Source organism: Streptomyces sp. NBC_00876, from assembly GCF_045207435.1.
In the GTDB taxonomy this organism is placed as follows: domain Bacteria; phylum Actinomycetota; class Actinomycetes; order Streptomycetales; family Streptomycetaceae; genus Streptomyces.
Genome location: NZ_CP108800.1, coordinates 3,671,788 through 3,697,504, shown reverse-complemented (window position 1 = coordinate 3,697,504; position 25,717 = coordinate 3,671,788). Strand labels below are relative to the sequence as shown.

The window sequence follows — 25,717 nt, the reverse complement described above, 5'->3', positions numbered from 1 at the left end:
TTCAGTGCCGGTTCATTGCCGCTCTGCTTCGTCGAGCAGTTCCTGGAGGCGGGTACGGGGCCGGGCAGGGGCCTGTTCGGCGGGTGCCGAATCGGGCTGTTGCCCCCCGGTACGGGCCGTCGTGGTGACGAGCCGTACCGGGCGGGCCTCGGGGGCGGGTGACGGGTCCGGGGCTGCGGGACGCAGCCGGATCGTCACCCGCCCGGTGACCAACTTGGCCTTGAACGTCCGCTGCGGGCGGCCGGCCAGCCGGCCGCCCGGCGGGGTGGTGCCGTACGTGATCAGCCCGAGCAGTGCTCGCGCGGGGTCGCGGCCGTCCATCCGGGCGTACCGCATCAGCCACGCGAGTCCCCAGGGGACGATGATCATGACGAGGGCGTTCCCGAGACCGAAGACCGCCCAGAGATCGCGGAGGCCCAACAGCAGGACGAAGACACCCACCATGGTCACGATCTGGGTGATCGTGTACGGGCCGCCCGGGAGCCGTCCGCCGCCGGGAAGCTTGCCGACGACGAGAGGGTGTTTACGTGCCCGGGTATAGGAACGCCCGATCAGCGCCTTCTCGCCGGCCGGCTGCCCAGTCACCGCAGATCAGCCTCGAACACAGGCTGGTCCAGGAACACCGTGTGGTCCAGCTGCTGGTAGGACCCGACAGCGGTCTCCTCGGGCACCTCGCTGTCCACCATCTTGCTGAGGCCGGGGATGCTCGACACGGCGAAGACCACGACGGCCCCCAGGATGGCCGCGGTCAGCGTGCCCGCAAAGGACTTCGTCTTCACGTAGGCCATGACGGTGGCCACGACGGCCATCACCCCGGCGGCTGTGGTGGCGAGTGCCTGGACGTCGCCGAGTGTTCCGTCGATCCAGGTGAAGACGTCGCCCTGGACTGCCAGTTGGACCATGTCGGTACTTGCATAGCTCACTGTCTGAATCCCCTCGTGTGATGAGCTGTTCGGTCTTTCAGTCCTCGGCGGAATCCGCCGAGGCGTCTGGGGACGGGCTCGTTGTGGGCGAGGTGCCGTCGGCCACCGGGCCGGTCTGTCCGGGGGCGAGCACGGGCGCGGTGTCGACAGCCGCGACTTCCCAGCGCCCGTCCCGGGTGCTCAGGGTGAGCGCGTAGGTGAGCAGGTAGTCCTGTCCGTCCGTCGTCGCGCTGACGGACACCAGTACGTGCCTCTTGGTGCCGTCCGCCGGAACGGTGGTGTCCTCGGCGTTGCTGTCGGTCTTGTCCTGGTCGTCCTGGAGGCCGGTGACGAGCGTGGACTTGTACGGAGCCGGAACGATCGCCGCGACCTCGAGTCCGGGGGCGACGTAGCGGTTCAGTTCCCCCTGGCCGGTCAGGTAGGCCGCGAAGAAGCGGCTCACCGTGTCGGCCACCGGGTCGTTCTCGTTGACTCCCAGATCCGAGCCGTAGGCGAGGTCCCCGTGTGCCGCGGAGGTCGGTGCGTTGACTTCGGCCGGCAGCGAGGTCGCGGCATAGAGCGCCGACGGATTGTCGGTGCCCGCGCTGCCGGAGGGCTTGGGGCTCCCGGCCGTGGCGGTGGGCTTGGCGCTCCCGGCGGTGCCGGTGGGTGTGGCAGGTGTGGCGGGCTTGGCTGTGCCGCCCGCCTCGGGACTGCCGGAGACCTGGACGCCGACCCTGAAGTAGTGGAGCCCCTGGTCGATGGTCTTGCCGGCCTTGTTCTTCGCCGATATCCGGGCGGCGACCGTTACGGCCCAGTAGCCCTTGCTGACCTGTTCGGCCGCCACTGTGGTCGTGCTGGTGGCATGACGCGAACCGGGCTCGTTGGCAAGAGCCACCGGCTCCGAGTAGAAGGGGGTGAGATCGTCCTCCGTCCCTTCGCCGGCCGCCAGATATGCCGTCAGGTAGAGCTCTGCGAAGCCCGCCGGACCGGTGGCCGAGGGCTGGCCTTGCGTCTGGCTCGCCGTCGTGGGCGGGGCCGCCTTCGAGGAGCCGGCGACCGCCACCGCGAAGACACCGATCGCCGGTCCGGCCAGGATCAGTGCCCAGACACCGAAGGTGATGAGTTTGGTGATACCCGCCATCTTGACGGTCGTCTGCTGCCAGCCGGTGGCAGCTTCGTCCATCTCGTCCTGGCCGGTGTCGTCGGCCGCCTCGGGTATCTCCTGAGGCCGCGCGTCGTAGCGCGATGTCCGGGTGGCCCTCGGCTTCGCGGGGGCCTGTTCGGCCGGCTGCTTCTTCTTGTCGGTGCGCTTGAGGCCGCGCTTCATCGCATGTCTCCCTGAGCGGTCCTCAGCACCGGGTGCCGGGGATCGACGACGTTTCGTCCGTCCTCGTCCAAGGACGCGGTGGTGATGGCGGTCACGGGATCCTCCGGGGACCTCTCGGTGGCTGGAATGGTGGGCGCGAAACTGGGTTCCTCATGGGAGAGGTGCGTCCGTCCGGTCCGGTGTGACGCTCAACCCGGGCCAATACTGGGTGACTTGTGTCACTGAATCGTCACTTCGCTGTTGCGAACCTGTCAGAAGCGGCGACCGCCAGGCGGCGCACCGCCCGGCTGCGGCGCTGGCGCTGGCGGGCCTCGTACCGTTCCGAGCGGCGGGGGGTGACCGGATCGGCCGCGGAGCCGTCCCGGTAGTAGCCGGTGATCAGCCGGGCCTCCGCCACGTCGAGCACGCCCGACTCGAGTGCCCACACCAGGAGTTCGACGAGTTCCGCCCTTGCGTCCCACCCGGCTGCCGGACCCGGCTCGTCCTCGGCGAGCAGCCGGTACTTGGCCGCCTGCGCGTGCAGCAGGGCCAGTTCGGCCTGTGATGCCGGGCCGGTGTCGACAGTCGTGAGGCGGGCGACCGTGTCGGCGTCCAGGGGTACGGATACCGCGTCCGGACCGATCAGGCGACGTGTCAGGCGCAGGGTCTCCAGCGACAGATTGGCGGCGATGCGCTCCGCCCGCCGGGCGACGGGATACGTGCGGATGACCTCGTACAGGGCGCCGACCGTGAGCGAGATCGTCTCCTCCCAGTCGTAGCCCGGACGCAGTTGGCTCCGGGCTATCCGGATCGCCTTCGGCAGCATCGTCTGTACGACCATGCGTGCGGCGAGCTGCGCCCCCGCGCCGCCGGCGACCGCGGCGCGCAGCAGGGGCAGCAGGATGCGGTCCTGTTCGCTCGCGGTCCGGCATCCGCGCAGGGTGTCCAGCACGCGCTGCGGGCAGGTGGGTGATTCGTCGTCGTACCAGTCCCGCACGAAGCAGGACAGTGTCCTGTCCTGACTCAGGCGTGACCACTCGGAGTTGAGACGGCCTATCAGGCCGTCGCTGCGGATGCGCATGGCGTTGCTGTGCATGGATGGACCCCCCTGGTCTTGCTGTGGAACACGGATGATGGTTCCAGTCACCCCTTGTCCGCCCCCTCGACCAGCGCGTGCAGCCCCGCGGTCAAGGGGAAACACCGGCCCGGTCCGTGGCCGGACCAGATCTTGACCGGCCAACTCGCTTGGTGTCACGCGGATATAGGGAGGGCTCGTTCTTCCCCGGTGCCGGCCCGCCGCGGACGGGGCCGGTGGTCCGGCGCTCCGTAATCACCGAGCGGTTTCGGCCGCCGCTGTGTCACGGTGGGCAACAAGTGGCCCGTGAGGAACTTGAGGTGATCAGATTCTGCATCAACTCCGGTCACCGACCGGACGTCTTGTCACTGCAGGAGTACATAGTTGTGACACAACGGCGCAGTAGTGCGTCCTGGTGTTGATGCAGAATGACGGCAGGTCACTTTTCGGATGCTGAAGCAGCGTGACCGCGCATGACCAGGGGGGGTCTGATGGCGCACGGGGAGAACAATGGCCTGAAAGCCTGTGCAGGGGTGGCCGCGGCCACGCTTCTGCTGGTGACCGGCTGCAGCTCGTCGGGGGGCGACGAGCCCGCGCCGCCCAGGGCGAGCGCCACGCACGACGACGGGCAGAAGGAGCGGTCGGTGGCCCAGCGCCGGGCCCTCGCCGCATACCGGGGCATGTGGGACGCGCAGGTCGAGGCCTACTCCTCCGGAAGCATGGCGAAGGCGCGGCTGGGCGATTACACGACCGGTGATGCCGCATCGATGATCATCAACCTCTTCACCTACTACAACGAGCACGGGCTCGCCTTCAAGGGGGGCCCCGTCACGAACCCCAAGGTGTCGGCCGTCAATGTCGGCTCCGAAGTCGACACGGCCACGATCAGCGACTGCGTCGACATGACGGGTGTGGTGGTGAGGCGCGCCACAGGCAAACCCATTGCAGTGGCAAAAGAGGACACCCGTCGCCCCTGGACGGCCAAGGCCACCACCGCCAAGTCGGGTGGTACCGAGTGGCGGATCAGCGACTACACGATCGACAAGGACCGGACATGCTGACCATGGCGCGTTCTGTGCGTGTCGGTCTGGTTGCCCTGGCCTCCGGCGCCCTGCTGATGGCCGGGACACAGGCGGCCCTGGCCGACGGTCCTGTCGACTGCCCGCCCGGGGCCCAGGTGTGCGACATCACGGCCGAGGACCCGGGCGACCCCGGAGACGACGGTTCGGGCGGCGGGACCGGCGGGGGCTCCGGCGGCGCGGTCAATGCCTGCCGCAAGGAGACCGGGGAGAAGATCCCCTGTTACGTCCCGGGGATGGGTTACTGGAACCACGGCTGCTACTGGCTGCTGCTCGAACCCCAGCCGCCGGCCGACGACTTGTTGTGGGGTGACGACAAACCGAGCGACGGTGACATCTACCGTCCCACGTCCTGTCCGGACTTCCAGTACGAGGGCGCCGGCACGTTCGTACCCCGTGACACCTTCTTCCCCAACGGCGAGATCGGCAAGGACGCCGGTCCCACTCCGGCGGAGGTCGCTGAGACCGCCGTCGCGCAGATGACCCTGAACGGGCCGGACATCGGCATCGCCCCCGAACCCGGAAAGACGGGACTGGTCGGGCTTCCGGTCTGGATGTGGAACAAGAAGAGCGACACCACCACCGGACCGCAGACCAAGTCCGCCTCCGCGGGCAGCGTCACCGTCACCGCCACCGCGAAGGTGGACAAGGTCGTCTGGAACATGGGCGACGGCACCTCGGTCACCTGCACGAAGCCGGGCGAGCCCTACAAGGCGGAGTACGGCAAGCGGCAGTCACCGGACTGCGGGCACGTCTACCGCAGCACGTCCCGCGGCAAGAGCGGCAACAAGTACAAGATCACCACGACGGCCACCTGGTCCATCCACTGGGAGGGCGGGGGCGAGACCGGGGACCTGACCACGACCCGGGAGTCCGACACCGCGATCGCCATCGGCGAACTCCAGGTCGTGGGCTAGTGGTCTTTCGTTTGGATCAGGCCGGATCAGGGAGCGGGGTCCGGTGTGTGCGGCTGCAAGGCGGAGGAGGGAGTCACTGCGGAGCATTGGCGACTGACGACAACGCCGCAGATGTGCGTGCCGGGCCCCGCGAGCCCGGCGTGATCCAAACGAGAGGCCCTAGTGGCGAGCAGTAGCAGCGACAGATCTGCTGGAGGCACGAATTGAACAGGACGAAGAGCGCCGCCCCGCCCGTTCAGGGCGGGCCCGGCGGCCTCGGCCCCATACCCGTGGCGCCGCCGCGGGCCCTGAAGCAGCGACGGCGCCGGCCGGCGCTGATCGCGCTGTCCCTCGCGCTGACCGCGGTCGGCGGGCTCTCGGGTGCGCTGCTGTTCACGGCGACCGGTGAGCGCACCGACGTGCTCGCGGTCAGCCATGAGGTGGCGGCCGGTGATGTGATCAAGGACAGCGACCTCACCGAGGCGTCCATCTCCCTCGACCCGGCGCTCAAGCCGGTCAAGGCGGTGGACAGGCAGAGCGTCGTCGGCAAGCGGGCGGCGGTCGCGCTGACTCCGGGTGCGCTGCTCGCCCGCGACCAGTTCACCGACAAGTCCCTGCTCAAGCAGGGCGACACGCTGGTCGGCATCTCCACCAAGCCCTCCCAGCGCCCCACTTCCGGCCTGTTCCCCGGGCGCAAGGTGCTCGTCGTCAGCACGCCGGGCCTGGACGAGGACATGTCGGACGACCCGCCCCAGACCATCGCGGCCACGGTCGTGGCGGTCGGGGACACGGCCGATGCCACGGGCGTCGCCACCATCGACGTGGCCGTCCCGGGAACCGACGGTCCGGCGCTCGCGGCCCGCGCCGCCACCGGCCGGGTGGCGATCGTCGTGCAGAGCGGGAGCGGTTCCTGATGTCAGTGATCGCGCTGGTGGGCGGTACCGGGGCTCCGGGGGTGACCAGTACGGCGCTCGCGCTGCTGCTGGCATGGCCGCTGGATCCGGGCCGTCGGCTGATCCTGGCCGAGTGCGATCCGGACGGCGGGGCCGTACTCGCCGGTGCCCTCCAGGGCCGGATGGACTCCCGCTACGGGCTGCGCAACCTTGCCGTGGCCCAGCGCAAGGACGAACTGGTCGAGGCGTTCTGGCGCCAGCTGGTCGACCTCTCCGAGGACGAGAGCAGCACCCGGCTGCTCCTGCCGGGCATCACCGACCCGGCGCAGGCCGCCGGTCTCGACCCGGCCTGGGGGAGCCTCGCCGAGCTCTTCGCCAGGATCGAGGACCACCAGCACGACGTACTGGTCGATCTCGGCCGGCGGGGAGCGTTCGGTGCCTCCGCGGTGCTCGCCAAGCGGGCGGACGTCGTGGTGATGGTGGTGCGCAACACCCTGCGCGGCGTGCAGAGCGCCCAGGTCCGGGTCGAGGCGCTGCGCAAGGCGCTGGCCGGGCCCGGCGGAACCGGTGACGACGCCCTGGCCCTGCTGCTGGTCGAGAGCGGCCCCTACAGCCCGGGTGAGGTCGAGAAGGTGCTGAACGCGCCCGTCCTGGGCGCGATGCCGTGGCGGCCGAAGCAGGCCGAGGTGCTGTCGGACGGCGTCGACGGCGGCAGCCGGTTCGCCCGTTCCGACCTGATGCGCGCGGCCCGTCAGGTGACCGGCCCGCTGCAGCAGCGCGTGATGCTCCGCCGCAACCGCCTCGCGCCGCGTACCCAAGGACCCTACGGAGACGAGGAGATGGCCCGTGCGCGCTAATCCCTTGCACCCGGACCCCGTGATGCACGCCAAGTCCACCGCCGAACACACGGTGATGCTCAAGCGCACCGGCAGCGGGTTCACGGTCTCGCCGGTCTCGCCCGTCGCGTCGGCCGCCCGGAGCCAGGCGGGTGCGGCCTCGCTCCGCCCGCTCGGCGAGGCCCGGCTGCCGCAGATCACCGTCGACTACCGGGTCGCCGGAGAGATCAAGAAGGGTGTGGCCGACCGGCTCGCCCAGGAGATCAAGTCCTCGGGCCGGATGGGCCCGGAGTCCCAGGCCCAGCGCGGCCGGGCACTGATCAACGAGGCCGTCGCCGTCTGGTCCGACGCCATCGCCGTCGAGCGCGGCGCCAGCACGACCAAGGGCGAGGACGCCGCCCTCGCCTCGGCCGTCTACGACATGCTCTTCCGGGCCGGCCGGCTCCAGCCGCACCTGGACGACGACCGGGTCGAGAACATCCTCATCAACGGCTACGACGAGGTGTGGCTGGACTACGGCGACAGCGAGCGGGTGCGGGTCGCACCCGTGGCGGAGTCCGACGAGGAACTCCAGGAGATGCTGCGGGACCTGGCCCGGCGCAACGGCCAGAGCGAACGCACCCTGTCCACCGCCGACCCGTTCCTCGCCCTGCGCCTCGCCGACGGATCCCGCCTCCAGGCCGTCACCGGAGTCACCCCGAAGACCTTCGTCACGATCCGCAGGCACCGCGTCAAGGACGTGGACCTGGCGGGAATGATGGAACTCGGGGCCGTCGACGAGACCTTGGCGTCCTTTCTCGCCGCCGCCGTGCGGGCCGAGAAGAACATCATGATCACCGGCGAGCAGGCGGTCGGCAAGACCTCGCTGCTGCGGGCGCTGCTCAAGGAGATCGACCCGGACGAGCGCTTCGCCACCATCGAGACCGAGTTCGAACTCTTCGCCCACACCAATGAGTTCCACCGGCAGGTCGTGCCGATGGAATCCCGGGAGTCCAACGGCGAGCGCGGGGCGGACGGCCGGGGCGCGGGAGAGATCACCCTCCTCGACCTCATCCACCGGGCCCTGCGCATGTCGCTGTCCCGGGTGGTCGTCGGGGAGGTCCGCGGTCAGGAGATCGTCGCGATGATGCAGGCGATGACCAACGGGAAGGGCGGCAACCTCTGCACGATCCACGCCCGCCGTCCCGAGATCGTCTTCGACCGCATCGCCGAGCTGTACCTGCTGGCCCAGGACAACATGACCGAGCAGCTCGCCTACCGCCAGGCGGCCAACGGGCTCGACTTCATCGTGTTCGTCTCCATGCGCGACGAGACCCGGATCGAGGGCAAGCGGCACCGGTTCGTCTCGCACGTGCTGGAGGTCACCGGCATGGGGGAGAACGGCCGGCCGGCCACCAACCGGATCTTCGCCCCGAGACCGGGCGAGCCCCGAGGCGTACCGCATATGCATCCCGCCTGCCTGGAGGACCTCGTGCGGGTCGGCTTTCCCGTCCATCTCCTCGACAACCCGCGCGGCTCCTGGCCGCACCCGCTGGACCTTCGCGTGATGGCCGGATGAACACGATGCTGTTGTGGGTGGTCGCCGGACTCGCCGTCGCCGGGGGGCTGGTGGGCGTGGTCGCCGGTGTCGTCGGCACCACCGCCCCGCCACCGCTCCGGCGGCCGGGGCGCGGCACGGGCGGCAGTGTGGAGCACGACGCGGCCATGCGGCGCCGGACCCGCTGGACGGCTGCCGCGGTCATCGGACTGGGCATCTGGCTGTTCACCGGGGTCTTCGTCGGCGGCGTCCTCGCCGCGGCCGCCCTGGTCGGTGTGCCCTGGCTGCTGTCGCCCACGAAGAACGCCACCGTACGCATCGACAAGCTGGAGGCGCTCGGGGAGTGGACCCAGCGCCTGTCCGATGTGCTGCGGCTCGGCATGGGACTCGAGCAGGCGATGATCGCCAGCCGCCGTGGTGCGCCCGGCGACCTTGAACACGAGATCGCCGACCTCGCCGACCGCCTCCAGGTCGGCTGGCGGCCCGCCGAGGCGCTGGAGTCGTTCGCGGACGCGCTCGACGACGTCACGGCCGACAAGGTCCTCGCCTCGCTGATGCTGTGCGCCTCCGACCGGGGGCCGGGGCTCGCCCAGGCGCTCCAGGACCTTTCGGAGGCCGTACGCGAGGAGGTCGCCAAGCGCCGCCAGATCGAGGCGGACCGGGCCAAGCCGCGCACCACCGTGCGGTGGATGACCATCATCACCCTGTGCGTGGTCGCGGCCGGGTTCCTCACGCCCAGCTACACGGCTCCCTACGGCACCTTCCTCGGCCAGCTCGTCCTGGGCCTGCTGGCGGCGGGCTTCGCCGGAGTGCTGGCCTGGATGCGTTCGCTGGCCGACCACAAGCCGGTGGCGCGCTTCCTCATCGCCGATCCCCGCAGCCGCGTGAAGCTGCCGGAACTCTCCGATCCGTACCAGGAGGACGCGTGATACCGCCCGGCGCGATTTTCTCGGGGCTCGCCGTCGGCGGCGGACTCGCCCTGCTCGTACGCGAACTCGTCAGGCCGCAGCCGGACCTGGCCTCCTCGCTGCGCCGCCTCAACACCTCCGCTCCCGATCCCGCGGCCGTCGCACCGTCCAGCCGTGACGACATGTGGGGGGCCTGGCTGGTGGAGCACCTTCAGGGCCTGCCCGGGGTCACCATTCCGCGCAAGGACCTGGCTCTGGTCGGGCAGACGGCCGAGCGGTTCCTGCTGCTCAAGTCCGCCCTGGCCGGCTCGGGCCTGCTGATTCCCCCGTTGCTCGTGGGCGCCTGGTCGCTGATGGGCCTGGGCGTGCCCTTCTACGTACCGGCCGTGGTGGGGCTCGTCCTGGGCGCCCTGCTGTGGTTCATCCCCGATCTGTCCGTACGGGACCAGGCGGGCAGGGCGCGCGAGGAGTTCGCCCACGCGGTCGCCGCGTACCTCGATCTGGTCGCGCTCAAGCGGGCCGCGGACTCGGGCCCCACCGAAGCGCTGGAACGGGCCGCGGCCGTCGGCAAGGGCTGGGCCTTCACCCGCCTCCAGGAAGCGATGATGCGGGCCCGCGTCGACAAGATCCCCCCGTGGGAGGCGCTGGTCCAGCTCACGGAGGAACTCGACCTGCCCGTCCTGGAGGACGTCGCCGAGATCATGCGGATGTCGGCGCACGACGGCGCGGCGGTCTACACGACGCTGCGGGCGAGGGCCAAGTCGCTGCGCGTCGAACTGCTGTCGAAGCAGGCGACCGAGGCGAACGAGAACAGCGAGAAGATGACGGCTCCGGGCGCGCTCCTGGCGGTGCTCGTGATGCTGCTCGTCGCCTTCCCGGCAGTGGTCAATATCTTGACCACGTAACCGAATCGGCCACACGGAACCGGCAACCACCCATCCAAGCGTCTGAGTTGACAAAGACAGTATCGAGGGGGCTCCCCAGTATGAACACGTTGAACAAGCTCACGACCCGAGCCACTGCATCCCTGGCCATGGTCCTGGCGGTGCTGGCCGACCGCGTCGAGCGCGGCGCCCAGGACCCCGACCGCGGCGACATCAGCATCACCACGGTCATCATCTGGGTCGCGGCCGTGGCCGGTGCCCTGCTGATCGCCGGCACCATCGCGGCGGTCGTCTCCCGGTACAACGGGCAGTTGGCGGGCATCTAGTGAGGCCCGCGGTCGTCATGCGCCGGCCACTGGACGACCGCGGGGACTCGTCGATCCAGATGGCGATCGTGTTCCCGTTCGTCATCCTGCTGACGATCGCCGTGGTGCAGGTGTCGCTGTGGTACTACGCGCGCAATGTCGCCCTGACCGCCGCACGGGAGGGCGTGGCCGCCGCCCGGGTCTACGAATCGGGCCCGGACGCCGGCGCTGCGCGCGCGAAGGACGTGCTCGGCCGGATCGCGGGCAACAGCCTGCTCGGCCCGACCGTGTCCACGGGGGGCAGTTCGGCCGAGCGCGTCCGTGTCCAGGTCTCGGGCAGCGCACCGTCGCTGCTGCCCGGGGTGCCGGGCCTGACCATCACACAGAGCGCGTCCGGACCGGTGGAGCGCTGGACGACCGGGGGATGAAGTGAACCGGGGGATGAAGTGAACTGGGACGACCGGGGCAGTGAGGCGATCCAGGCGGCGATCGTCACGCCGTTGATGATCATGTTTCTCTGTATGGCGCTCGCGGCCGGCCGGGTGGTGACCGCGGGCAGCAAGGTGGACGCCGCCGCGGAGGACGCGGCGCGTGAGGCCTCCATCTCGCGTACCGCCGGCAGCGCCCAGGACCACGCCTACGCCGCCGCCAACGAGACGCTGGCCGATCAGGGCCTCAAGTGCTCGGGAACCACGGTCTCGGTGGACGTCTCGGGTCTCAACGCCCCGCTGGGCACGGTCGGTACGGTCACGGCCACCGTGACGTGCACCGTGCCGCTGTCCGACCTGATGCTTCCGGGAGCGCCCGGCAGCCACACCCTCAGTTCGACCTTCACCTCGGCCGTCGACGCCTACCGGGAGCGCGACTGATGCGTACGTACGACGACCGCGGCGGCATCGCCGTCTACAGCGCCATCATCACGGTGGCACTGCTCGGTGTCATCGGCATCACCGTGGACGGCGGCGGGAAGCTGCGGGCCACCGAACGGGCCGATTCCATCGCCATGGAGGCGGCCAGGGCCGGCGGTCAGGCCATCGACCCCGGCCAGGCCATCCCCGGCAAGGCCGTCGTCGTCGATCCCGCAGGTGCGAGGGCCGCAGCCTTCGCCTATCTCAGCACGGCCGGTGCCACCGGCTCGGTGGACGTGTCCGCCGACGGCAAGACCCTGAGCGTGCGCGTGAACACCACGTACGCCACCCGCTTCCTGGGCATCGTCGGCATCTCCTCCATGGATGTCACCGGCCAGGGGCACGCAACGCTCATTCACGGTGTCGTCGCTCCGGAAGGAACGTGATCGCGGTGCGTACACTTCGCAATCTCCTACGAGCCCTGCTGAGCCTGGCCGTCCTGGCCGCGCTGCTCCTCGGCCTCCCGGTGCTGCTGTGGTGGGCCACCGGCATCGTCCTGGACAGCGGTCTCGACGACCTGACCCACCTGTTCTCCCAGCAGGACACCGGCGGCGCCTTCCTGCTCCTGCTCGCCGCTGCGGGCTGGGTCGGCTGGGCGGGCTTCACGTTCTCCGTCCTGCTGGAGATCCCCGCCCAGCTGCGCGGCCGTTCCGCACGCCGGCTGAGCGGTCTCGGCGCGAGCCAGCGGGCCGCGGCGACGCTGATCGGCGGCATCCTGGTGCTCCTGCCGACCGCGGGCGCGGCCTTCGCGGCCCCGGCGGCGGCGCCCGTCTCCGTCTCCCAGTCCTACGCCCAGTCCGGGAACTCCGACGCCACGCACGCCTCGGACGCCCGATCCACGCAACAGGCGGCGAAGGGCCACACCTACACGGTGCGGGACACCCGCCCCGCGGAGAGCCTGTGGAGCATCGCCGAGAGTCAGATGGGCGACGGGAACCGCTGGCACGAGATCGCCGCGCTGAACGAGGGCCGGGTGATGACCGACGGCACCGTCTTCCACGCCGACGGCTTCGTCCAGCCCGGCTGGAAGCTCCGTATGCCGGCCGGCACGGGCGCGTCCGGTGCGGGCGGCGCGAACGGTGCCAACGGCGAGAAGGGTGCCTCGACCGCCGGTGGGAGCACGACGGTGCGTCCCGGTGAGTCCCTGGGCGAGATCGCGGACCGTGAACTGGGCGATCCCGCCCGCTACACCGAGATCTTCGACCTCAACCGGGGCGCCGCCCAGCCGGGTGGCGGGTCCTTCACCGACCCCAACCTGATCATTCCGGGGCAGAAGCTGAAGCTGCCCGACTCGGGGCCCGACGCCTCCCGGCCCGGTGACAAGCCGGCCGGGGAGAAGCCTGCGAAGCCTTCGAAGCCGGCGGAGACCGCCAAGCCGAAGCCCGCGGAGCCGGACGGGGCCGCGAAGCCTGCGGAGACGGCGAAGCCGAAGCCCGCGGAGACCGCCAAGCCCAAGCCCGCGGAGTCGGCGAAGCCGGACGGGGCTGTGAAGCCCGCGGAGAGCGCCAAGCCGAAGCCCGCGGAGACCGCCAAGCCCAAGCCGGAGGAGTCGGCGAAGCCGGACGGGGCTGCGAAGCCCGCGGAGAGCGCGAAGCCGAAGCCCGCGGAGAGCGCCAAGCCCAAGCCGGAGGAGTCGGCGAAGCCCGCCGAGACCGCCAAGCCCGAGCCCGCCGAATCGGCCAAGCCCGCCGAGAGCGCGAAGCCCGGTGCGGCGGACACCGCTGACGCGGGCGACGAGGACGAGGACGGGTCCATCCGGACGGTCGCGGGCATCGGCGCGCTGCTGGCCGCCGGTGTGCTCGGTGTGCTCGGTGTCCGCCGGATCGTCCAGCAGCGCCGCCGGCGCCCCCGGCGCCGTATCGCACTGCCCGACGGCGACGCCGCCGCGCTCGAGCGCGACATGCGTGCGGCAGCGGCGGACCTGCCCGAAGGCCTCGACCTGCTGGATCGCGCCCTGCGTACCCTCTCGGCCGGTCTGGCGCAGGAGAAGGACGAACTTCCGCAGCTCGACGCCGTCGTCATCACCCCGGACGGCGCCGCCCTTCACCTCTCCGAGCCGGCCGCCGCGGTGCGGCCCTTCACCTCGGTGATCAGCGGTGACGACATCTGGTGGTGCCCGAAGGACGCGGAGACACTTCTCCCGGCCCAGGAGGCATCCGCCACCGCCCTGCCGTATCCCGCCCTGATCAGCCTCGGCACGAGCTTCGAGGGGTATCCGGTGCTGGTCGACCTCGAACGCATCGGCATGCTCCGGCTCGACGGTGAGGAGGACGAGGTACGTGCCATCCTTCTCGCCCTGGCCGTGGAGCTGGCCTCCGACTCCCTGCACGCCGCGCACACGATCCGGCTGGTGGGGTTCGGGCAGGAACTGAAAGAGGCGTTTCCCGGCCGAGTCGTCCACCACGCCACCCTGGCCTCGGCGGTCGCCGGACTCAGGGGGCACGACGCGGCACAGCGCCGTGCACTGGCGGACAGCGGTGCCGAGAGCCTGCGCGAGGCACGGCTGCTCGGTACGGGGGCCGATGCCTGGGCCCCGCAGATCGTGCTCTGCGCGCTGCCGCTCACGGAGGCGGACGAGAGCGCCCTCGACCTCCTCGACCTGATCGGGGCTCAGCCGCGTACCTCGCTGGCCGCCGTGACGGGCGCCGACGACGCGCTCGCCCTTCCGGACACCTGGAGGGTCGAGGCGGCGCCCGGCGTCGTGGTCCGTATCCCCGAGACCGATCTCGAAGTGATGCTCCAGCGCCTGGAACCGGCCCAGTACGAGAGCTTGTTGGAGCTGATGGAAATCACCGAGCGGCCCATGGACGAGCCCACGCCGACATGGGCGCGGCCCAAGGACCCACGGCTCACGCTCACCGTCACGGCCGCCCCGGAGCCGGAGCCCGTCGAGGAGCGCGAGGAGGCGGCGGCCGTACCCGTGGCGGAAACCGTCTCCGCTCCGCTGCCGGTCCCCCCGGAGCCGTACATCCGGGTACTCGGACCGGTGGAGATGGTGTCGGCCGACGGCCCCGTCGAGTCCAACCGCCGGGGCCGGCTGACCGAGCTCGCGGCCTGGATCGTGCTGCACCCGGGGCTGGAGCACAAGGCCCTGGACGAGGCGATCTGGCCCGGACGCAAGGTCGGCCACTCGCTGCGCAACTCCAACATGAGCAAGCTGCGCGCATGGGTGGGCGGTCAGACCCACCTCCCCTTCGTGGCGGACGGCCACTACGTCTTCGGCCCGTCCGTGCGGTGCGACTGGCTGGACTTCCAGCTGCTGTACCGCGACGGCATGCATGCCAGGGGCGCGGAAGCCGACACGGCTCTGGCCGAGGCGCTCGCGCTGGTCCAGGGCAGCCCGTTCGCGGCCACCAATCCGCGTAACTACCTCTGGGCCGACGCCATGTTCCACGACATGCTCTCGGCGATCGTGGACGTCGCCCATGAGCTGTCGGCCCGTTGCCTGGCGGCGGGCGATCACGCCGGTGCGGTGGCGGCCGCGACGCGGGGCCTCGTCGCCTCCCCGGAGAGCGAACTGCTCTCGCGCGACCTGTTCCGTGCCCATGGGGCGACGGGTGACAGGGCCGCCATCATCGAGGCCGCGGACCGGCTCAACCGTCTCAACGAGGAACTCGGCACCGATGCCGAGGACGAGACCATCGATCTGCTCAGGGATCTGCTGACGGCCATGGGGGAGGTGGACAGCAGCAGCTCCGCCGCCTGACCGCGCAAGGGCCGGTACCGGCAGCCCCCCGCCCTCGCCCCTCCCGCCCGGCGGCTACGCGAAGGCTCCGATGTTTCGGGTGACCCAGTCGGCGAACGGGCGGGCCGGGCGGCCTAGGAGCTGTTCGGTGACGGGACTGATCCGCTGCTCGGCGGGGGTGGGCGCGCCGAGGATCGAGAGCGTCGTCCCGACCACCGGTCCGGGCATGAACTGCCGCATCTGCGCCCGGGCTTCGCCGGCGGACTGCTCGACGAAGGTGACCGGTTCGCCGAGTGCACCGGCGATGACCTGGGCGCGTTGGCGGGGTGTGGTGAGGGCGGGGCCGGTCAGTTCGTAGGTCCGTCCGGCGTGGCCCTCCTCGTGCAGCGCGGCCGCGGCGACGTCCGCGATGTCGGCCGGGTCGACGACCGGCAGCCCGACGTCGCCGAAGGGTGCGAACACGGTCCGGCGGGTGCGGACCGACTCGGCCCAGGCGAAGGCGTTGGAGGCGAACCCGCCGGGACGCAGGATCGTCCAGGCCGCACCCGACTGCCGTACCGCCTCCTCCATGGACCGGCCCGCACCCCCGTGGGAGGCGGACTGCGGGCGGGTGGCAACGCCCTGGGAGGACAGCAGGACGATGCGCCCGACCCCGCCCGCCCTTGCCGCGTCCAGGATGTCCCGCACGTCCAGGAGGTGGGCGCCCGCGCCGGTGTCGTGCAGGAACAGCGCCTCGGCGCCGTCGAGAACGGGGCGGAGGCTGCCGGGGGCGGCGAGATCCGCGCGGTGCTGTCGTACGCCGTGGGGGACGGGGCCGGCGGCGGCGTTCCGGGACACCGCCGTCACCCGCTCGCCGGCTGCCGCGAGTGCCTGGACGAGCGGGCGTCCGACGTTTCCGGTTGCTCCGGTTACCACGATCATGGTCTCAAGTCCCTTGCTGGATGGGCTCTTCGGAGACCGGCGAGCTGCTGCCGCGCCGGTCATGACCTCATCCTGAAACCGAAAGTGGCCACCTTCTGGCCACTTTCCCCGGGACAATGACCGGCATGAGAGCTGACCGTCTGGTGGCCCTGCTGCTCTTCCTCCAGGTACGCGGCCGGGTCACCGTCGCCGAGGTCGCGGCCGAGCTCGAGGTGGCCGAACGCACGGCCCGCCGCGACCTCGAGGCGCTGGCTGCCGCCGGGATCCCCGTCTACTCGCAGCGGGGCCGGGGCGGGGGCTGGTCGCTCGTGGGCGGAGCCCGTACCGACCTCACCGGGCTTACCGCCGACGAGAGCCGGGCGCTCTTCCTGCTCGCCGGCCCGTCGTCGTCCTCGCCCGGACTGCGCACGGCCCTGCGCAAGCTGGTACGGGCCCTGCCCACGACCCTGCGCCCGGACGCCGAGGCCGCGGTACGCGCCGGGATCGCGGACGCCACGGACTGGTCGCGCACCGCCGTCACGGCCGATGAGCCCCAACTCGGGGCGCTTCAGCGGGCCGTGATCGACGGGGTACAGGTCAGGATGGGGTACGCGGCACCCGGCAGGTCCGCCGGGGAGCGGACGGTGCATCCGCTCGGGCTCGCGTCCAAGGCCGGTGTCTCCTATCTCGTCGCCGGTACGGACGGCGGGCTGCGGGCCTTCCGGCTCAGCCGCGTCACCTCGGTCGAGCCGACGGGGGAGCCGGCCGTGCGCCCGGACGGCTTCGACCTCGCCACGGCCTGGCGCTCCCTCGCCGCGGTGATGGAGGACCGGATGCACGCGGTGACGGTACGGGGCCGGGCCGAACCGGGCGCCGAGGCCGTCCTGCAACGGCTGTTCGGCGGCCGGCTGCGCATCGGTCCGGTGCTCGCCGACGGCTGGACCGGGATCGAGATGGACGGGCCTTCGGCGGAGGTGGTGGCGTCGCAGCTGGCCGGTCTGGGAGCGCGGGTCGAGGTCCTCGATCCTCCCGGCACGCGGGCGCGGCTCGCGGAGCTGGCCGCCGAACTGGCGGCGCTGTACGGGACGCCGTAGCCGTGCCCGGACCCGCCGGCCCGGAGGCGGTTGGGGTCCTTCGTCTGGATCATGCCGGACCCCGCGAGCCCGGCATGATCCGAACGAGAGGCCCTACGCCGATCCGCCGTTGCTCTTCAGCAGCTGGCCGTTGATCCACTGGCCCTGCGGCGAGCAGAGGAAGTCCACCAGGTGCGCGGTGTCCTGCGGGGTGCCCAGGCGGCCCAGCGGGGTGTTGCGGACGAGGAGCTCCGAGAGTTCCTCGTTCATCCAGCCGGTGTCCACCGGACCCGGGTTGATGACATTGGCGGTCACCCCCAGGTGCGCGAGCTCATGCGCGGCGGCCAGCGTGATGCGGTCCAGGGCGCCCTTGCTGGCCCCGTACGGCAGGTTGCCGACCGTGTGGTCGCTGGTGAGGGCGACGATCCGGCCGGATCCCCCGGCGGCGCGGAAGCGCAGCCCGTACTCCCGGATCAGCAGCCAGCTGGCGCGGGCGTTCACGGCGAAGTGCCGGTCGAAGCTCTCGACGGTGGTGTCGAGGAGACCCGAGTCGACCGACTCGGCATGGCTGAGCACGAGCGCGGTGACCGGGCCGATCCGGCGTTCGGCCTCGTCGAAGATGCGGGACGGGGCGTCGGGGTCGACCAGGTCGGCCTCGATCGCCTCGGCGCGTGCGCCCTGCCCGGCGAGGGACGCGGCGATCGCCGCGGACGCGCCCTGTTCCTCGCCCCAGGCCATGCGCCGGTCGTACGGGGTCCAGTAGGTGAAGGCGATGTCCCAGCCGGAGGCGGCCAGCCGGCGGGCGATGCCCGCGCCGATGCCGATCGTGCGGCCGACGCCGGTGATCAGTGCGAGGGGGCGGTCCGGTGCGGTCCCCGACGACGGTCCGGACGGCTGGGGGCGCTCTTCTGCTGTGGTCACAGGGCGGAATCCTGCTGTACGGGTCCGCGTCCCGGCAACACCTTTGGGACCCGGCGGCAGGGGCGGTGTCAGCCCCGCAGATACGCCAGCACCGCCAGGACCCGGCGGTTCTTCGTGTCGTCCAGGGACAGGTCGAGCTTGCCGAGGATGCTGCCGAAGTGCTTGCTGACCGTGCCCTCACTGACCGTCATCGCCGCGGCGATCGACGCGTTGGACTTGCCCTCCGCCATCAGGGCCAGTACCTCCTGCTCGCGCGCGGTCAGCCGCGACAGCGGGTCCCGGCGGTGCCGGATCAGCTGGCGGACCACCTCGGGGTCGACCACCGTGTCCCCGGCGGCGACCCGGTGCAGGGCGTCGACGAACTCCTCGACGTTGCCGATCCGTTCCTTGAGCAGATAGCCGACGCCCCTGCCGTCCGCGGAGTCGAGCAGGTCCTCGGCGTAGGTCCGCTGGACGTACTGGCTGAGTACGAGAACGGGCAGGGCCGGCCGGCGGGTACGCAGCTCGAGCGCGGCGCGCAGGCCCTCGTCGGAGAAACCGGGCGGCATGCGGACATCGGTCACGACGATGTCCGGGCCGTGCTCGGCCACGGCCGCGATCAGCTCGTCGGCCGTACCGGCACCCGCCACCACCTGATGGCCGAACCGCTCCAGCAGACCGACCAGTCCCTCCCGCAGGAGCACGCTGTCCTCGGCCAGTACGATGCGCACCATCAAGTCCTTGTATCCGCAGGTGACATGGGGACCTGGAGCCGAAACACGGTGGGCCCGCCGGGCGGACTGGACACTAGCAGGTGGCCGTCGAGCACCGAGATACGGTCGGCGACGCCCTGAAGCCCCGTACCGCCGCCGGTGCCGGCGCCGCCCACGCCGTCGTCCGACACCTCCACCACCAGCCGCTCCTTCTCCGTCCGTCCCCTCTCCACGCGGCCGGCCACGCGGGCGCGGTTCGCCCCGCTGTGCTTGGCCACATTGGCGAGCGCCTCGCAGACCGCGAAGTAGACGGCCGTCTCCACCGCCTCGGGCAGCCGCTCCGGCAGGTCGAACTCCACCTCCACCGGGACCACCGAACGGTCCGCGACATCCTCCACCGCCGCCTGAAGGCCCCGGTCCGTGAGGACCTGGGGGTGGATGCCCCGGATGAGTTCCCTGATCTCCACCAGTGCGACCCCGGCCTCCTCGTGCGCCTTGGCCAGCAGTCCGGCCAGCGGCTCGGCCGGGCTCTCCAGCCTGGCCAGGCCGAGCGTCATGGAGAGGGCGACGAGCCGTTGCTGCGCCCCGTCGTGCAGATCACGTTCGATCCGGCGGCGCTCCGCCTCGAAGGCGTCCACCAGGCGCATCCGGGAGCGCCCCAACTCCCGCAGCCGTGAGTCCAGTCCGGCCTCCGGCGCGGAGAGCAGCGCCCGGGTCAGCGCGGCCCGGCCGGCCGCCAGGACCCCCAGCGGATACGCGAACAGGGGCAGCAGCACCAGCCCGGCGAGCAGCGCCGCGAAGGCGGGCGGATAGGAGTCGATCAGCCAGATCTTCAGCACCCGGGCCTCCTCGCCGCCGTTCGCCGCCAGCATCACGGGGGCGGCGGTCAGGCCGCCGCAGACGATCAGGGCCGTCCCCACGGCCAGTGCCTCCAGCGGCCACAGCACCAGGGCGAACAGCAGCGCATAACCCAGCTCCCGCCAGGTGGCGCGCTCCTGGAGGCGGGTGCGCAGCCAGGACGACAGACCGGTGCCGTCCGGCTCCCGGTGCGCCGCGGCGACCGGCCGGGGATCGAGCAGCCGCAGCCTGCGCCGCTCCAGCGCGGCCAGCGGGATGCCCGCGAGGACGAGCGTGAGCAGCAGCGGGATGCCGATCAGGATCACGGTGAGCGCGCTGCCCGCGACCGCCAGGAGCAGGAGCGCGGTGAGTGTCGCGAGGCCCAGGGGCACGCTCGTCAGCAGATAGAGCGTGGCGCGCCACGGCCAGGCGGTGGTGGCGTAACGGCGCTGCCGCAGCGCCTGCCACAGGCCCGGGGAGGCCGCGGGGCCGGGGGAGGACATGGGGTCACCGCAGGGGGCGGCGGCAGGGGAGGACATGGGGGAACGGTAGGCCGGGCGCGGGGAGGCCGACCACCCGGCGAGGTCGACTCCGGGGGTGGAGCTACCTCCACCCCGAGGACTCCCTCTCGCTGTGATGTGCCGCGGGAGCGGCGCCGGTTGAGTGGTGTCCATGAATCAAGCAGCTGTCCGGCTCCGTTCGGTCACCCGGTCCTACGGCAGGAACGCCGGCGCGGTCACCGCGCTGGACGGGGTCAGCCTGGACATCCCGCGAGGTACGTTCACCGCCGTCATGGGCCCGTCCGGCTCCGGCAAGTCGACCTTGCTCCAGTGCACCGCCGGCCTCGACCGGCCCACCGGCGGCCAGGTGTTCCTCGGTGACACCGAACTGACCCGGCTCAGTGAGCGGAAGCTGACCCTGCTGCGCCGTACCCGTATCGGATTCGTCTTCCAGGCGTTCAACCTGCTTCCCTCGCTCACCGCCGAGCAGAACGTCGCCCTGCCGCTCCGGCTGGCGGGCCGGCGCCCGAAGAGGGCCGAGGTCCTCGGCGTACTGGAGAGGGTGGGGCTGCGGGAACGCGCCGGCCACCGGCCCAGTGAGCTGTCCGGCGGCCAGCAGCAGCGCGTGGCCCTGGCCCGCGCCCTGGTCACCCGGCCCGATGTGCTGTTCGGCGACGAACCCACCGGCGCACTGGACTCCACCACCGGAAGGGAGGTGCTGACGCTGCTGCGCACCATGGTCGACGACGGCCAGACGGTGATCATGGTGACGCACGACCCGGTCGCCGCCGCCTGCGCGGACCGGGTGCTGTTCCTGGCCGACGGCCGGGTCCGGGACGAGCTGTCGTCCCCCTCCGCCGAGCAGGTCGCCGCGCGCATGACGCGGATGGCGGCGGTCCCGTGCTGAATCTCGTACTCCAGGGCATCCGGACCCGCTGGGTCACCTTCGTCGGCTCCTTCCTCGCGCTCGCCCTCGGCGTGGGCATCGTCGCCGCCACCGGGCTGGCCCTCGCGGCCACGTTCGACGCTCCCCGCCAGGGGCCCGAGCGGTTCGCCGCCGCCCCGGTCGTGGTCAGGGGCGCGGACCTGCTGCGGGTGAAGACTCCGATCGGCGTCCGGACGCGGGAGCTGACCGCGCCCCGGCCCGTCCCGGCGGCCCTCGTGGCCTCCCTGGCCCGGCTCGGCCGGACGGTCGAGGACCGCACGTTCCCCGTCTCCGCCGGGAACACGCACCTCGGCGGGGCCGCCGTCGGGCATCCGTGGCCGGTCGCCGCCGCGGCCCCCTACCGGCTGACCTCCGGCAGGGCCCCCGCAGCCGCCGGAGAGGTGGTCGTGACCGAGGGTGCGGGCTCCGGCGTGGGTACGGGGGACCGGATCACGCTCACCACCCCGTCGGGGACCGGGACCAGGACCGTCGTCGGTACGGTGCGCCCCGCGGGCGTCGAGACGGCCGGCTTCGAGACCGCCGTGTTCTTCACCGCCGCCGAGGCCGCCAGGATCTCCCCCGCCGTCGACGCCGTGGTGGTGCACGCTGACCCGGCGGCGGTGCACACGGTCGTGGACGAGGAGGACCGCATGGCGGTCCTCACCGGCGACGAGCGCCGCCGCGCCGACCCCGACCCGGACCGCGACGCCGAGGCCCTGGTCTCCGTGAACGCCCTGCTGGGCACCGCCGCGGGCATCACCGCCTTCGTCTCAGTCTTCGTGGTCGCCTCGACCTTCTCCTTCGCCGTCGCCCAGCGCCGCCGCGAGTTCGGTCTGCTGCGCACGGCGGGTGCGACCCCCGGCCAGGTGCGGCTGATGGTGTACGCCGAAGCGGTCGTCATCGGCGTACTGGCGTCGGCGGCGGGCTGCCGGCTGGGCGTCACCGGCGCACCCCGGCTGGCCTCCTGGATGGTGGGTGAGTCCATCGCGCCCCGCTGGTTCACCATCGGTGAGCAGGCCTGGCCGCTGCACGCCGCCTTCTGGACCGGACTGGCCGTGGCGCTGGCCGGAGCGGTCGCCGCCTCGCACCGGGCCGGAAAGGTGCGGCCGGCCGAGGCGCTGCGCGAATCCGCGGTCGACAGCGGGTCGATGCCGCTGAGCCGGGTGCTGCTGGGCGCGGCCGTACTGCTGACCGGGACCGTGCTCGTGGTCCTCGCCCTCGTCCAGGACCCCGGCAGTCTCCTCAAGCGCAAGACGTACATCACCCAGCCGATGCTCTTGATCGTCGGGTTCGCCCTCTTCGCGCCCGTACTCGTACGGCCCGTCACGCGCCTCATCGCCTGGCTTCCCGCTCAACTGCCCGGTGCCACGGGCGTCCTGGCGCGCGAGAACGCCTGCGCCGGGCTGCGCAGGACGGCCGCCGTCGCCGCTCCCGTGATCGTCACCGTCGCCCTGGCCGCGTCGCTGATGGGCACGACGGCGACCATCGAGGAGGCCAGGGCGTCCGAGGCGCGCAGCCGGACGGCCGCGGACTTCGTGGTCACGGCGGACGGCACGGGCGCCGCGCTCCCCCCGCAGTTCGTCGAGCGGGCCCGGCGCATCCCGGGGGCCACGGTCAGCGCCTCGCGGTCCACCTCCGTGACCGTGCTCGAGGAGGGCACGGCGCTGGTCGGTTCCGAGGCACGGGCCGTGGACCCGGCCGACGCCGCTGCCGTGTCCCGACTGCCGGTGGTGGCGGGCCGGTTCGCCGACCTCGACGACGGCTCCATCGTCGTCAACGAGGAGTGGATGACCACGACGATCGGCGAACGCGTCGGTGTCTGGCTGGCCGACGGCCGAAAGGTCACCCTGCGGGTGGTGGCGGTGATGGGCGTCGGCACCGGGAACAACGGCGTCTATCTCACCGCGCGCAACGCCGCCGGTGGCGGGACCGACCGGGTCGACGTCAAGGTCCGTGACGGCGCCGACCGTTCGGCCGTCGCGGCGAAGCTGTACGCGGCCGGACGGGCGACGGGCGCCGAGGTGGCGACCAGGGCCGGCCTGCTGGCGGAGGACCAGCGGCGGACCGGGCGCAACACCCGTACCGGACTGCTGATGATCCTGCTCATCGCCCTGGTGTACACGGGAATCGCCCTGGCCAACACACAGGTGATGGCCACCTCCGACCGGGTGCGCGACCTGGCGGTGATCAGGCTCGCCGGGGCGACGAAGGCGCAGGTGCTGCGGCTGGTCGGGGCGGAGGCGCTGCTCGTGGTCGCGGTGGGCGCGGTGCTCGGCGGGGCGGTGGCCGCGCTGAACCTGCTCGGCGTACGGACCGCCCTCGGGCTCCTCGACGTCCGTCCCGCGGTCGTGGTCCCGTGGGGAGCGCTCGGCCTCGTGGTGGCGGTGAGTTCCGTACTGGCCGTGGTCTTCGCCGTGCTTCCCGCCATGCTGGCCCTGCGCACCCGGCCGGTCGAACTCGCGGGCACGCGGGCGTAGTCATGGTGCCGCCCTGCCGGTGAGGGGCGGGACCCGCCTCAGCGGGAGAGTGCGGTGACCAGGGCCGACGCCTCGCCGATGCGCGCCACCTCGGCCGGGCTCATCGTCGGGTTGACGGCACGGCGGGCGGCCGCGTCGGCGAGATGGCGGGCGGGGATGCCGTCGTCCGCGGCGAGACGCGGCGCCAGGGCGGCCAGCAGTACCCGGGCGCCCTCCGCCGCCGGGATGTCCGGATCGACCGCCACCTGGGCCAGGATCAGGGCCGACATGGCCCGGTCCAGGGCCGGCGGGCCCTCCTCGGTGTTGCTCCAGTCGATCACCACGGGGCCGTCGGCCGTCAGCATCACATTGTCCGGATGCAGGTCGAGATGGAGGATCCGGTCCTCGGGATCCTGCGAGAGCCTGGACGGGATGGCGTGCAGATCGGCGAGCAGGCCGGCCAGCAACGCGGATCCCTCGTCCTCGTCGATCGTGCCGGCGACCAGGCACTCCAGCATCGTCGGACCGGTCAGGCGCTGGAGGACCAGGTCGCCGGGGCCGGCCGACGGCGGCTGCGGGCCGAGCCGGGGGACCGGATAGCCCGAGGCCGACAGATAGGACATGACGGGCAGTTCGTGGGTGGCGTCCATCCCGTCGCGATAGCGCCGCAGGACCCATGAATCGTCCAGTTCGTATACGTCGGCGTCGCGTCCGCTGCCCAGCAGTTGGCCTATTCGCATGGGTGGAACCTACTCGTGACATCAGCGCACGGGGAGATCGTTCGCGCGTGTCTCCGCGCGCCGCCGCCGGTCGAAGAGGCCCCATAACGTGATGCGATGGGGCGGACGGGATCTCCTGGAGCCGGCGTGCACGCGGTTACGTTGTCGTCAGTTCCCCCGAAGCCAAGGAGAGTTCCGTGGAGAGATCCAGGCTCCGCAGACGCGCACTCGCCGCGTGCACCGCCACCGTCGCCGTCGGTGTGCTCGCGCTCGCCGGGCTGACCGACTCCGCGTCCGCCGCCCCCTCGCCCCGCCTCCCGGCCCCCGCCGCGGGGACGGCGCAGGCCCTGTAGCGCCGACGGACCCGGTCGAGCCCCTCAGCGTCCCCCGGAGTCCGGGGAACGGGGGCCGGGCGCCGGGCGCCGAGCCCCGACCTCGGCCCCGCCCCCACGCACCCGGCCCCGCACCCCGGCCCCGCACCCGCACCCCGGCCCCGCACCCGCACCCCACGCACCCGGCCCCTCACATGCACCCGGCCCCGCACACGCACACGCACACGCACACGCACCCGGCCCCGCACCCGCCCGCACGCGCCCTCCGCCCCACCCGAGGAGTGAGCCATGACCCCCGACCCGACCGACCGTTTCTCCGCCGACCGGCCGATCAGCCGCAAGTCCCTCCTGAAAGCAGCCCTGGTGGCCACCGCCGTGCCGCTGTTCGCGGGTGGCGGGGTCGCCCTGGCGCGCGACGCGGGCTCCACCGGCCGGCCGCTCGCCCCGACCCCGGACTGCGACGACGGCGACGGCCCGACCCACGACCAGATCGAGGGCCCGTACTTCAAGCCCGACTCCCCGCTCCGCACCAGCCTGGTGACCGCGGGCACCCCCGGGGTCCGGCTGACGGTGAGCGGCTATGTCTTCGGGCGGGCGTGCAAGCCCGTCCCCGGGGTGCTGCTCGACTTCTGGCAGGCCGACGCCGACGGCGCGTACGACATGAGCGGATTCGCCTTCCGCGGCCACCAGTTCACCGATCAGTCCGGCGCCTTCACCCTCACCACGGTCGTGGCGGGGCTGTATCCCGGGCGTACCCGGCACATCCATGTGAAGGCCCAGGCGCCCGGCTCGGGGATCCTCACCACTCAGCTGTACTTCCCGAACGAACCGCGCAACAGCACCGACTCCCTCTACGACCCGGCGCTCCTGATGAACGTCCGGGACGCCGGTTCCGCGAAGGAGGGGACCTTCGACTTCGTCCTCGACCTCGCGCAGGATCCGACGGACCCGACCGATCAGCCGACCGGCCCGACCGAACAGGGCGGCAGCTGGGCGGCCGGAACGCTCTACAACGCGGGAGACCGCGTCACCTACGGCGGGGGCGGGTACCGCTGTCTGCAGGCTCACACCGCCCTGACCGGCTGGGAGCCGCCGAACGTCCCCGCGTTGTGGGAACGCGGGTAGACGGGCAGACCGGCGGGCCG

26 protein-coding genes are annotated in these 25,717 nt (G+C 72.0%); 17 read left to right on the top strand and 9 right to left on the bottom strand.

What is annotated here, in order from left to right:
• Window positions 1-12: 12 nt before the first annotated feature.
• The 4 genes from OG782_RS16220 to OG782_RS16205 all read right to left on the bottom strand — a co-directional run bounded on the left by OG782_RS16220 (window position 13) and on the right by OG782_RS16205 (window position 3,307).
• Window positions 13-585, bottom strand: coding sequence for a TcpE family conjugal transfer membrane protein (locus tag OG782_RS16220; protein WP_406451553.1), 573 nt, complete (start codon window positions 583-585; stop codon window positions 13-15).
• Window positions 582-923 carry a hypothetical protein gene (locus OG782_RS16215; RefSeq protein ID WP_406451551.1) on the bottom strand — a complete coding sequence of 114 codons (342 nt, stop codon included), beginning with the start codon at window positions 921-923 and terminating at the stop codon, window positions 582-584. The genes OG782_RS16220 and OG782_RS16215 overlap by 4 nt, the downstream gene beginning before the upstream one ends.
• 37 nt (window positions 924-960) lie before the next feature.
• The gene (locus tag OG782_RS16210; protein ID WP_406451549.1) at window positions 961-2,232 is read right to left on the bottom strand and encodes a conjugal transfer protein; all 1,272 of its coding nucleotides are present in this window, start codon (window positions 2,230-2,232) and stop codon (window positions 961-963) included.
• A gap of 229 nt (window positions 2,233-2,461) precedes the next feature.
• The gene (locus OG782_RS16205) at window positions 2,462-3,307 is read right to left on the bottom strand and encodes a hypothetical protein (protein WP_406451547.1); all 846 of its coding nucleotides are present in this window, start codon (window positions 3,305-3,307) and stop codon (window positions 2,462-2,464) included.
• Window positions 3,308-3,843: 536 nt separating this feature from the next.
• Here OG782_RS16205 and OG782_RS16200 point away from each other — a divergent pair.
• From OG782_RS16200 to OG782_RS16145, 12 genes are all read left to right on the top strand, one after another.
• On the top strand, window positions 3,844-4,347 hold the full coding sequence (locus OG782_RS16200) for a hypothetical protein (RefSeq protein WP_406451545.1): 504 nt from the start codon (window positions 3,844-3,846) through the stop codon (window positions 4,345-4,347).
• Window positions 4,341-5,282, top strand: a complete 942-nt coding sequence (locus tag OG782_RS16195) for a hypothetical protein (RefSeq protein ID WP_406451543.1) — start codon at window positions 4,341-4,343, stop codon at window positions 5,280-5,282. Before OG782_RS16200 ends, OG782_RS16195 begins: the two co-directional genes overlap by 7 nt.
• A gap of 203 nt (window positions 5,283-5,485) precedes the next feature.
• Complete coding sequence (locus OG782_RS16190; protein WP_406451542.1) at window positions 5,486-6,175, top strand: SAF domain-containing protein; 690 nt, start codon at window positions 5,486-5,488, stop codon at window positions 6,173-6,175.
• The gene (locus tag OG782_RS16185; protein WP_406451540.1) at window positions 6,175-7,011 is read left to right on the top strand and encodes a hypothetical protein; all 837 of its coding nucleotides are present in this window, start codon (window positions 6,175-6,177) and stop codon (window positions 7,009-7,011) included. Before OG782_RS16190 ends, OG782_RS16185 begins: the two co-directional genes overlap by 1 nt.
• A complete protein-coding gene (locus tag OG782_RS16180; protein WP_406451538.1) occupies window positions 7,001-8,548 on the top strand; it encodes a CpaF family protein in 1,548 nt (515 codons plus the stop codon). Before OG782_RS16185 ends, OG782_RS16180 begins: the two co-directional genes overlap by 11 nt.
• Window positions 8,545-9,456 (top strand): type II secretion system F family protein, encoded by a 912-nt coding sequence (locus OG782_RS16175; protein WP_406451536.1) that lies wholly within the window; start codon window positions 8,545-8,547, stop codon window positions 9,454-9,456. Before OG782_RS16180 ends, OG782_RS16175 begins: the two co-directional genes overlap by 4 nt.
• Entirely contained in the window at window positions 9,453-10,340 is an 888-nt protein-coding gene (locus tag OG782_RS16170) for a hypothetical protein (protein WP_406451534.1), read from the top strand. The genes OG782_RS16175 and OG782_RS16170 overlap by 4 nt, the downstream gene beginning before the upstream one ends.
• An 80-nt stretch (window positions 10,341-10,420) precedes the next feature.
• Entirely contained in the window at window positions 10,421-10,645 is a 225-nt protein-coding gene (locus tag OG782_RS16165) for a hypothetical protein (RefSeq protein WP_406451532.1), read from the top strand.
• A 17-nt stretch (window positions 10,646-10,662) separates the two neighbouring features.
• A complete protein-coding gene (locus tag OG782_RS16160; protein ID WP_406451530.1) occupies window positions 10,663-11,052 on the top strand; it encodes a TadE/TadG family type IV pilus assembly protein in 390 nt (129 codons plus the stop codon).
• An 18-nt stretch (window positions 11,053-11,070) separates the two neighbouring features.
• A complete protein-coding gene (locus OG782_RS16155; RefSeq protein ID WP_406451528.1) occupies window positions 11,071-11,493 on the top strand; it encodes a TadE/TadG family type IV pilus assembly protein in 423 nt (140 codons plus the stop codon).
• The gene (locus tag OG782_RS16150) at window positions 11,493-11,918 is read left to right on the top strand and encodes a pilus assembly protein TadG-related protein (RefSeq protein WP_406451526.1); all 426 of its coding nucleotides are present in this window, start codon (window positions 11,493-11,495) and stop codon (window positions 11,916-11,918) included. Before OG782_RS16155 ends, OG782_RS16150 begins: the two co-directional genes overlap by 1 nt.
• A gap of 5 nt (window positions 11,919-11,923) precedes the next feature.
• A complete protein-coding gene (locus OG782_RS16145) occupies window positions 11,924-15,238 on the top strand; it encodes a hypothetical protein (protein WP_406451524.1) in 3,315 nt (1,104 codons plus the stop codon).
• 54 nt (window positions 15,239-15,292) lie between these two features.
• On the opposite strand, the gene OG782_RS16140 is transcribed toward OG782_RS16145, so the two are convergent.
• Window positions 15,293-16,138 (bottom strand): SDR family oxidoreductase, encoded by an 846-nt coding sequence (locus tag OG782_RS16140; RefSeq protein ID WP_406451522.1) that lies wholly within the window; start codon window positions 16,136-16,138, stop codon window positions 15,293-15,295.
• A gap of 125 nt (window positions 16,139-16,263) precedes the next feature.
• Here OG782_RS16140 and OG782_RS16135 point away from each other — a divergent pair, with 125 nt between their 5' ends.
• On the top strand, window positions 16,264-17,211 hold the full coding sequence (locus OG782_RS16135; protein WP_406451521.1) for a helix-turn-helix transcriptional regulator: 948 nt from the start codon (window positions 16,264-16,266) through the stop codon (window positions 17,209-17,211).
• 93 nt (window positions 17,212-17,304) lie between these two features.
• On the opposite strand, the gene OG782_RS16130 is transcribed toward OG782_RS16135, so the two are convergent.
• From OG782_RS16130 to OG782_RS16120, 3 genes are all read right to left on the bottom strand, one after another.
• Window positions 17,305-18,111: an SDR family oxidoreductase gene (locus OG782_RS16130; RefSeq protein WP_406451519.1), complete on the bottom strand. Its 807-nt coding sequence runs from the start codon at window positions 18,109-18,111 to the stop codon at window positions 17,305-17,307.
• A 68-nt stretch (window positions 18,112-18,179) separates the two neighbouring features.
• Window positions 18,180-18,824 carry a response regulator gene (locus OG782_RS16125; protein ID WP_406451517.1) on the bottom strand — a complete coding sequence of 215 codons (645 nt, stop codon included), beginning with the start codon at window positions 18,822-18,824 and terminating at the stop codon, window positions 18,180-18,182.
• Window positions 18,824-20,179 (bottom strand): sensor histidine kinase, encoded by a 1,356-nt coding sequence (locus OG782_RS16120; protein WP_406451515.1) that lies wholly within the window; start codon window positions 20,177-20,179, stop codon window positions 18,824-18,826. The genes OG782_RS16125 and OG782_RS16120 overlap by 1 nt, the downstream gene beginning before the upstream one ends.
• A 133-nt stretch (window positions 20,180-20,312) precedes the next feature.
• Here OG782_RS16120 and OG782_RS16115 point away from each other — a divergent pair, with 133 nt between their 5' ends.
• Both OG782_RS16115 and OG782_RS16110 read left to right on the top strand, forming a co-directional pair.
• The gene (locus OG782_RS16115; RefSeq protein WP_406451513.1) at window positions 20,313-21,047 is read left to right on the top strand and encodes an ABC transporter ATP-binding protein; all 735 of its coding nucleotides are present in this window, start codon (window positions 20,313-20,315) and stop codon (window positions 21,045-21,047) included.
• Window positions 21,041-23,542 carry an FtsX-like permease family protein gene (locus tag OG782_RS16110; RefSeq protein WP_406451511.1) on the top strand — a complete coding sequence of 834 codons (2,502 nt, stop codon included), beginning with the start codon at window positions 21,041-21,043 and terminating at the stop codon, window positions 23,540-23,542. Before OG782_RS16115 ends, OG782_RS16110 begins: the two co-directional genes overlap by 7 nt.
• A gap of 38 nt (window positions 23,543-23,580) precedes the next feature.
• Here OG782_RS16110 and OG782_RS16105 read toward each other — a convergent pair whose 3' ends face one another.
• Entirely contained in the window at window positions 23,581-24,261 is a 681-nt protein-coding gene (locus OG782_RS16105) for a phosphotransferase (protein WP_406451509.1), read from the bottom strand.
• Window positions 24,262-24,437: 176 nt separating this feature from the next.
• On the opposite strand from OG782_RS16105, the gene OG782_RS16100 reads away from it, so the two are divergent.
• Entirely contained in the window at window positions 24,438-24,593 is a 156-nt protein-coding gene (locus tag OG782_RS16100) for a hypothetical protein (protein WP_406451507.1), read from the top strand.
• A 267-nt stretch (window positions 24,594-24,860) separates the two neighbouring features.
• A complete protein-coding gene (locus tag OG782_RS16095; protein WP_406451505.1) occupies window positions 24,861-25,697 on the top strand; it encodes a carbohydrate-binding protein in 837 nt (278 codons plus the stop codon).
• Window positions 25,698-25,717: the final 20 nt, after the last annotated feature.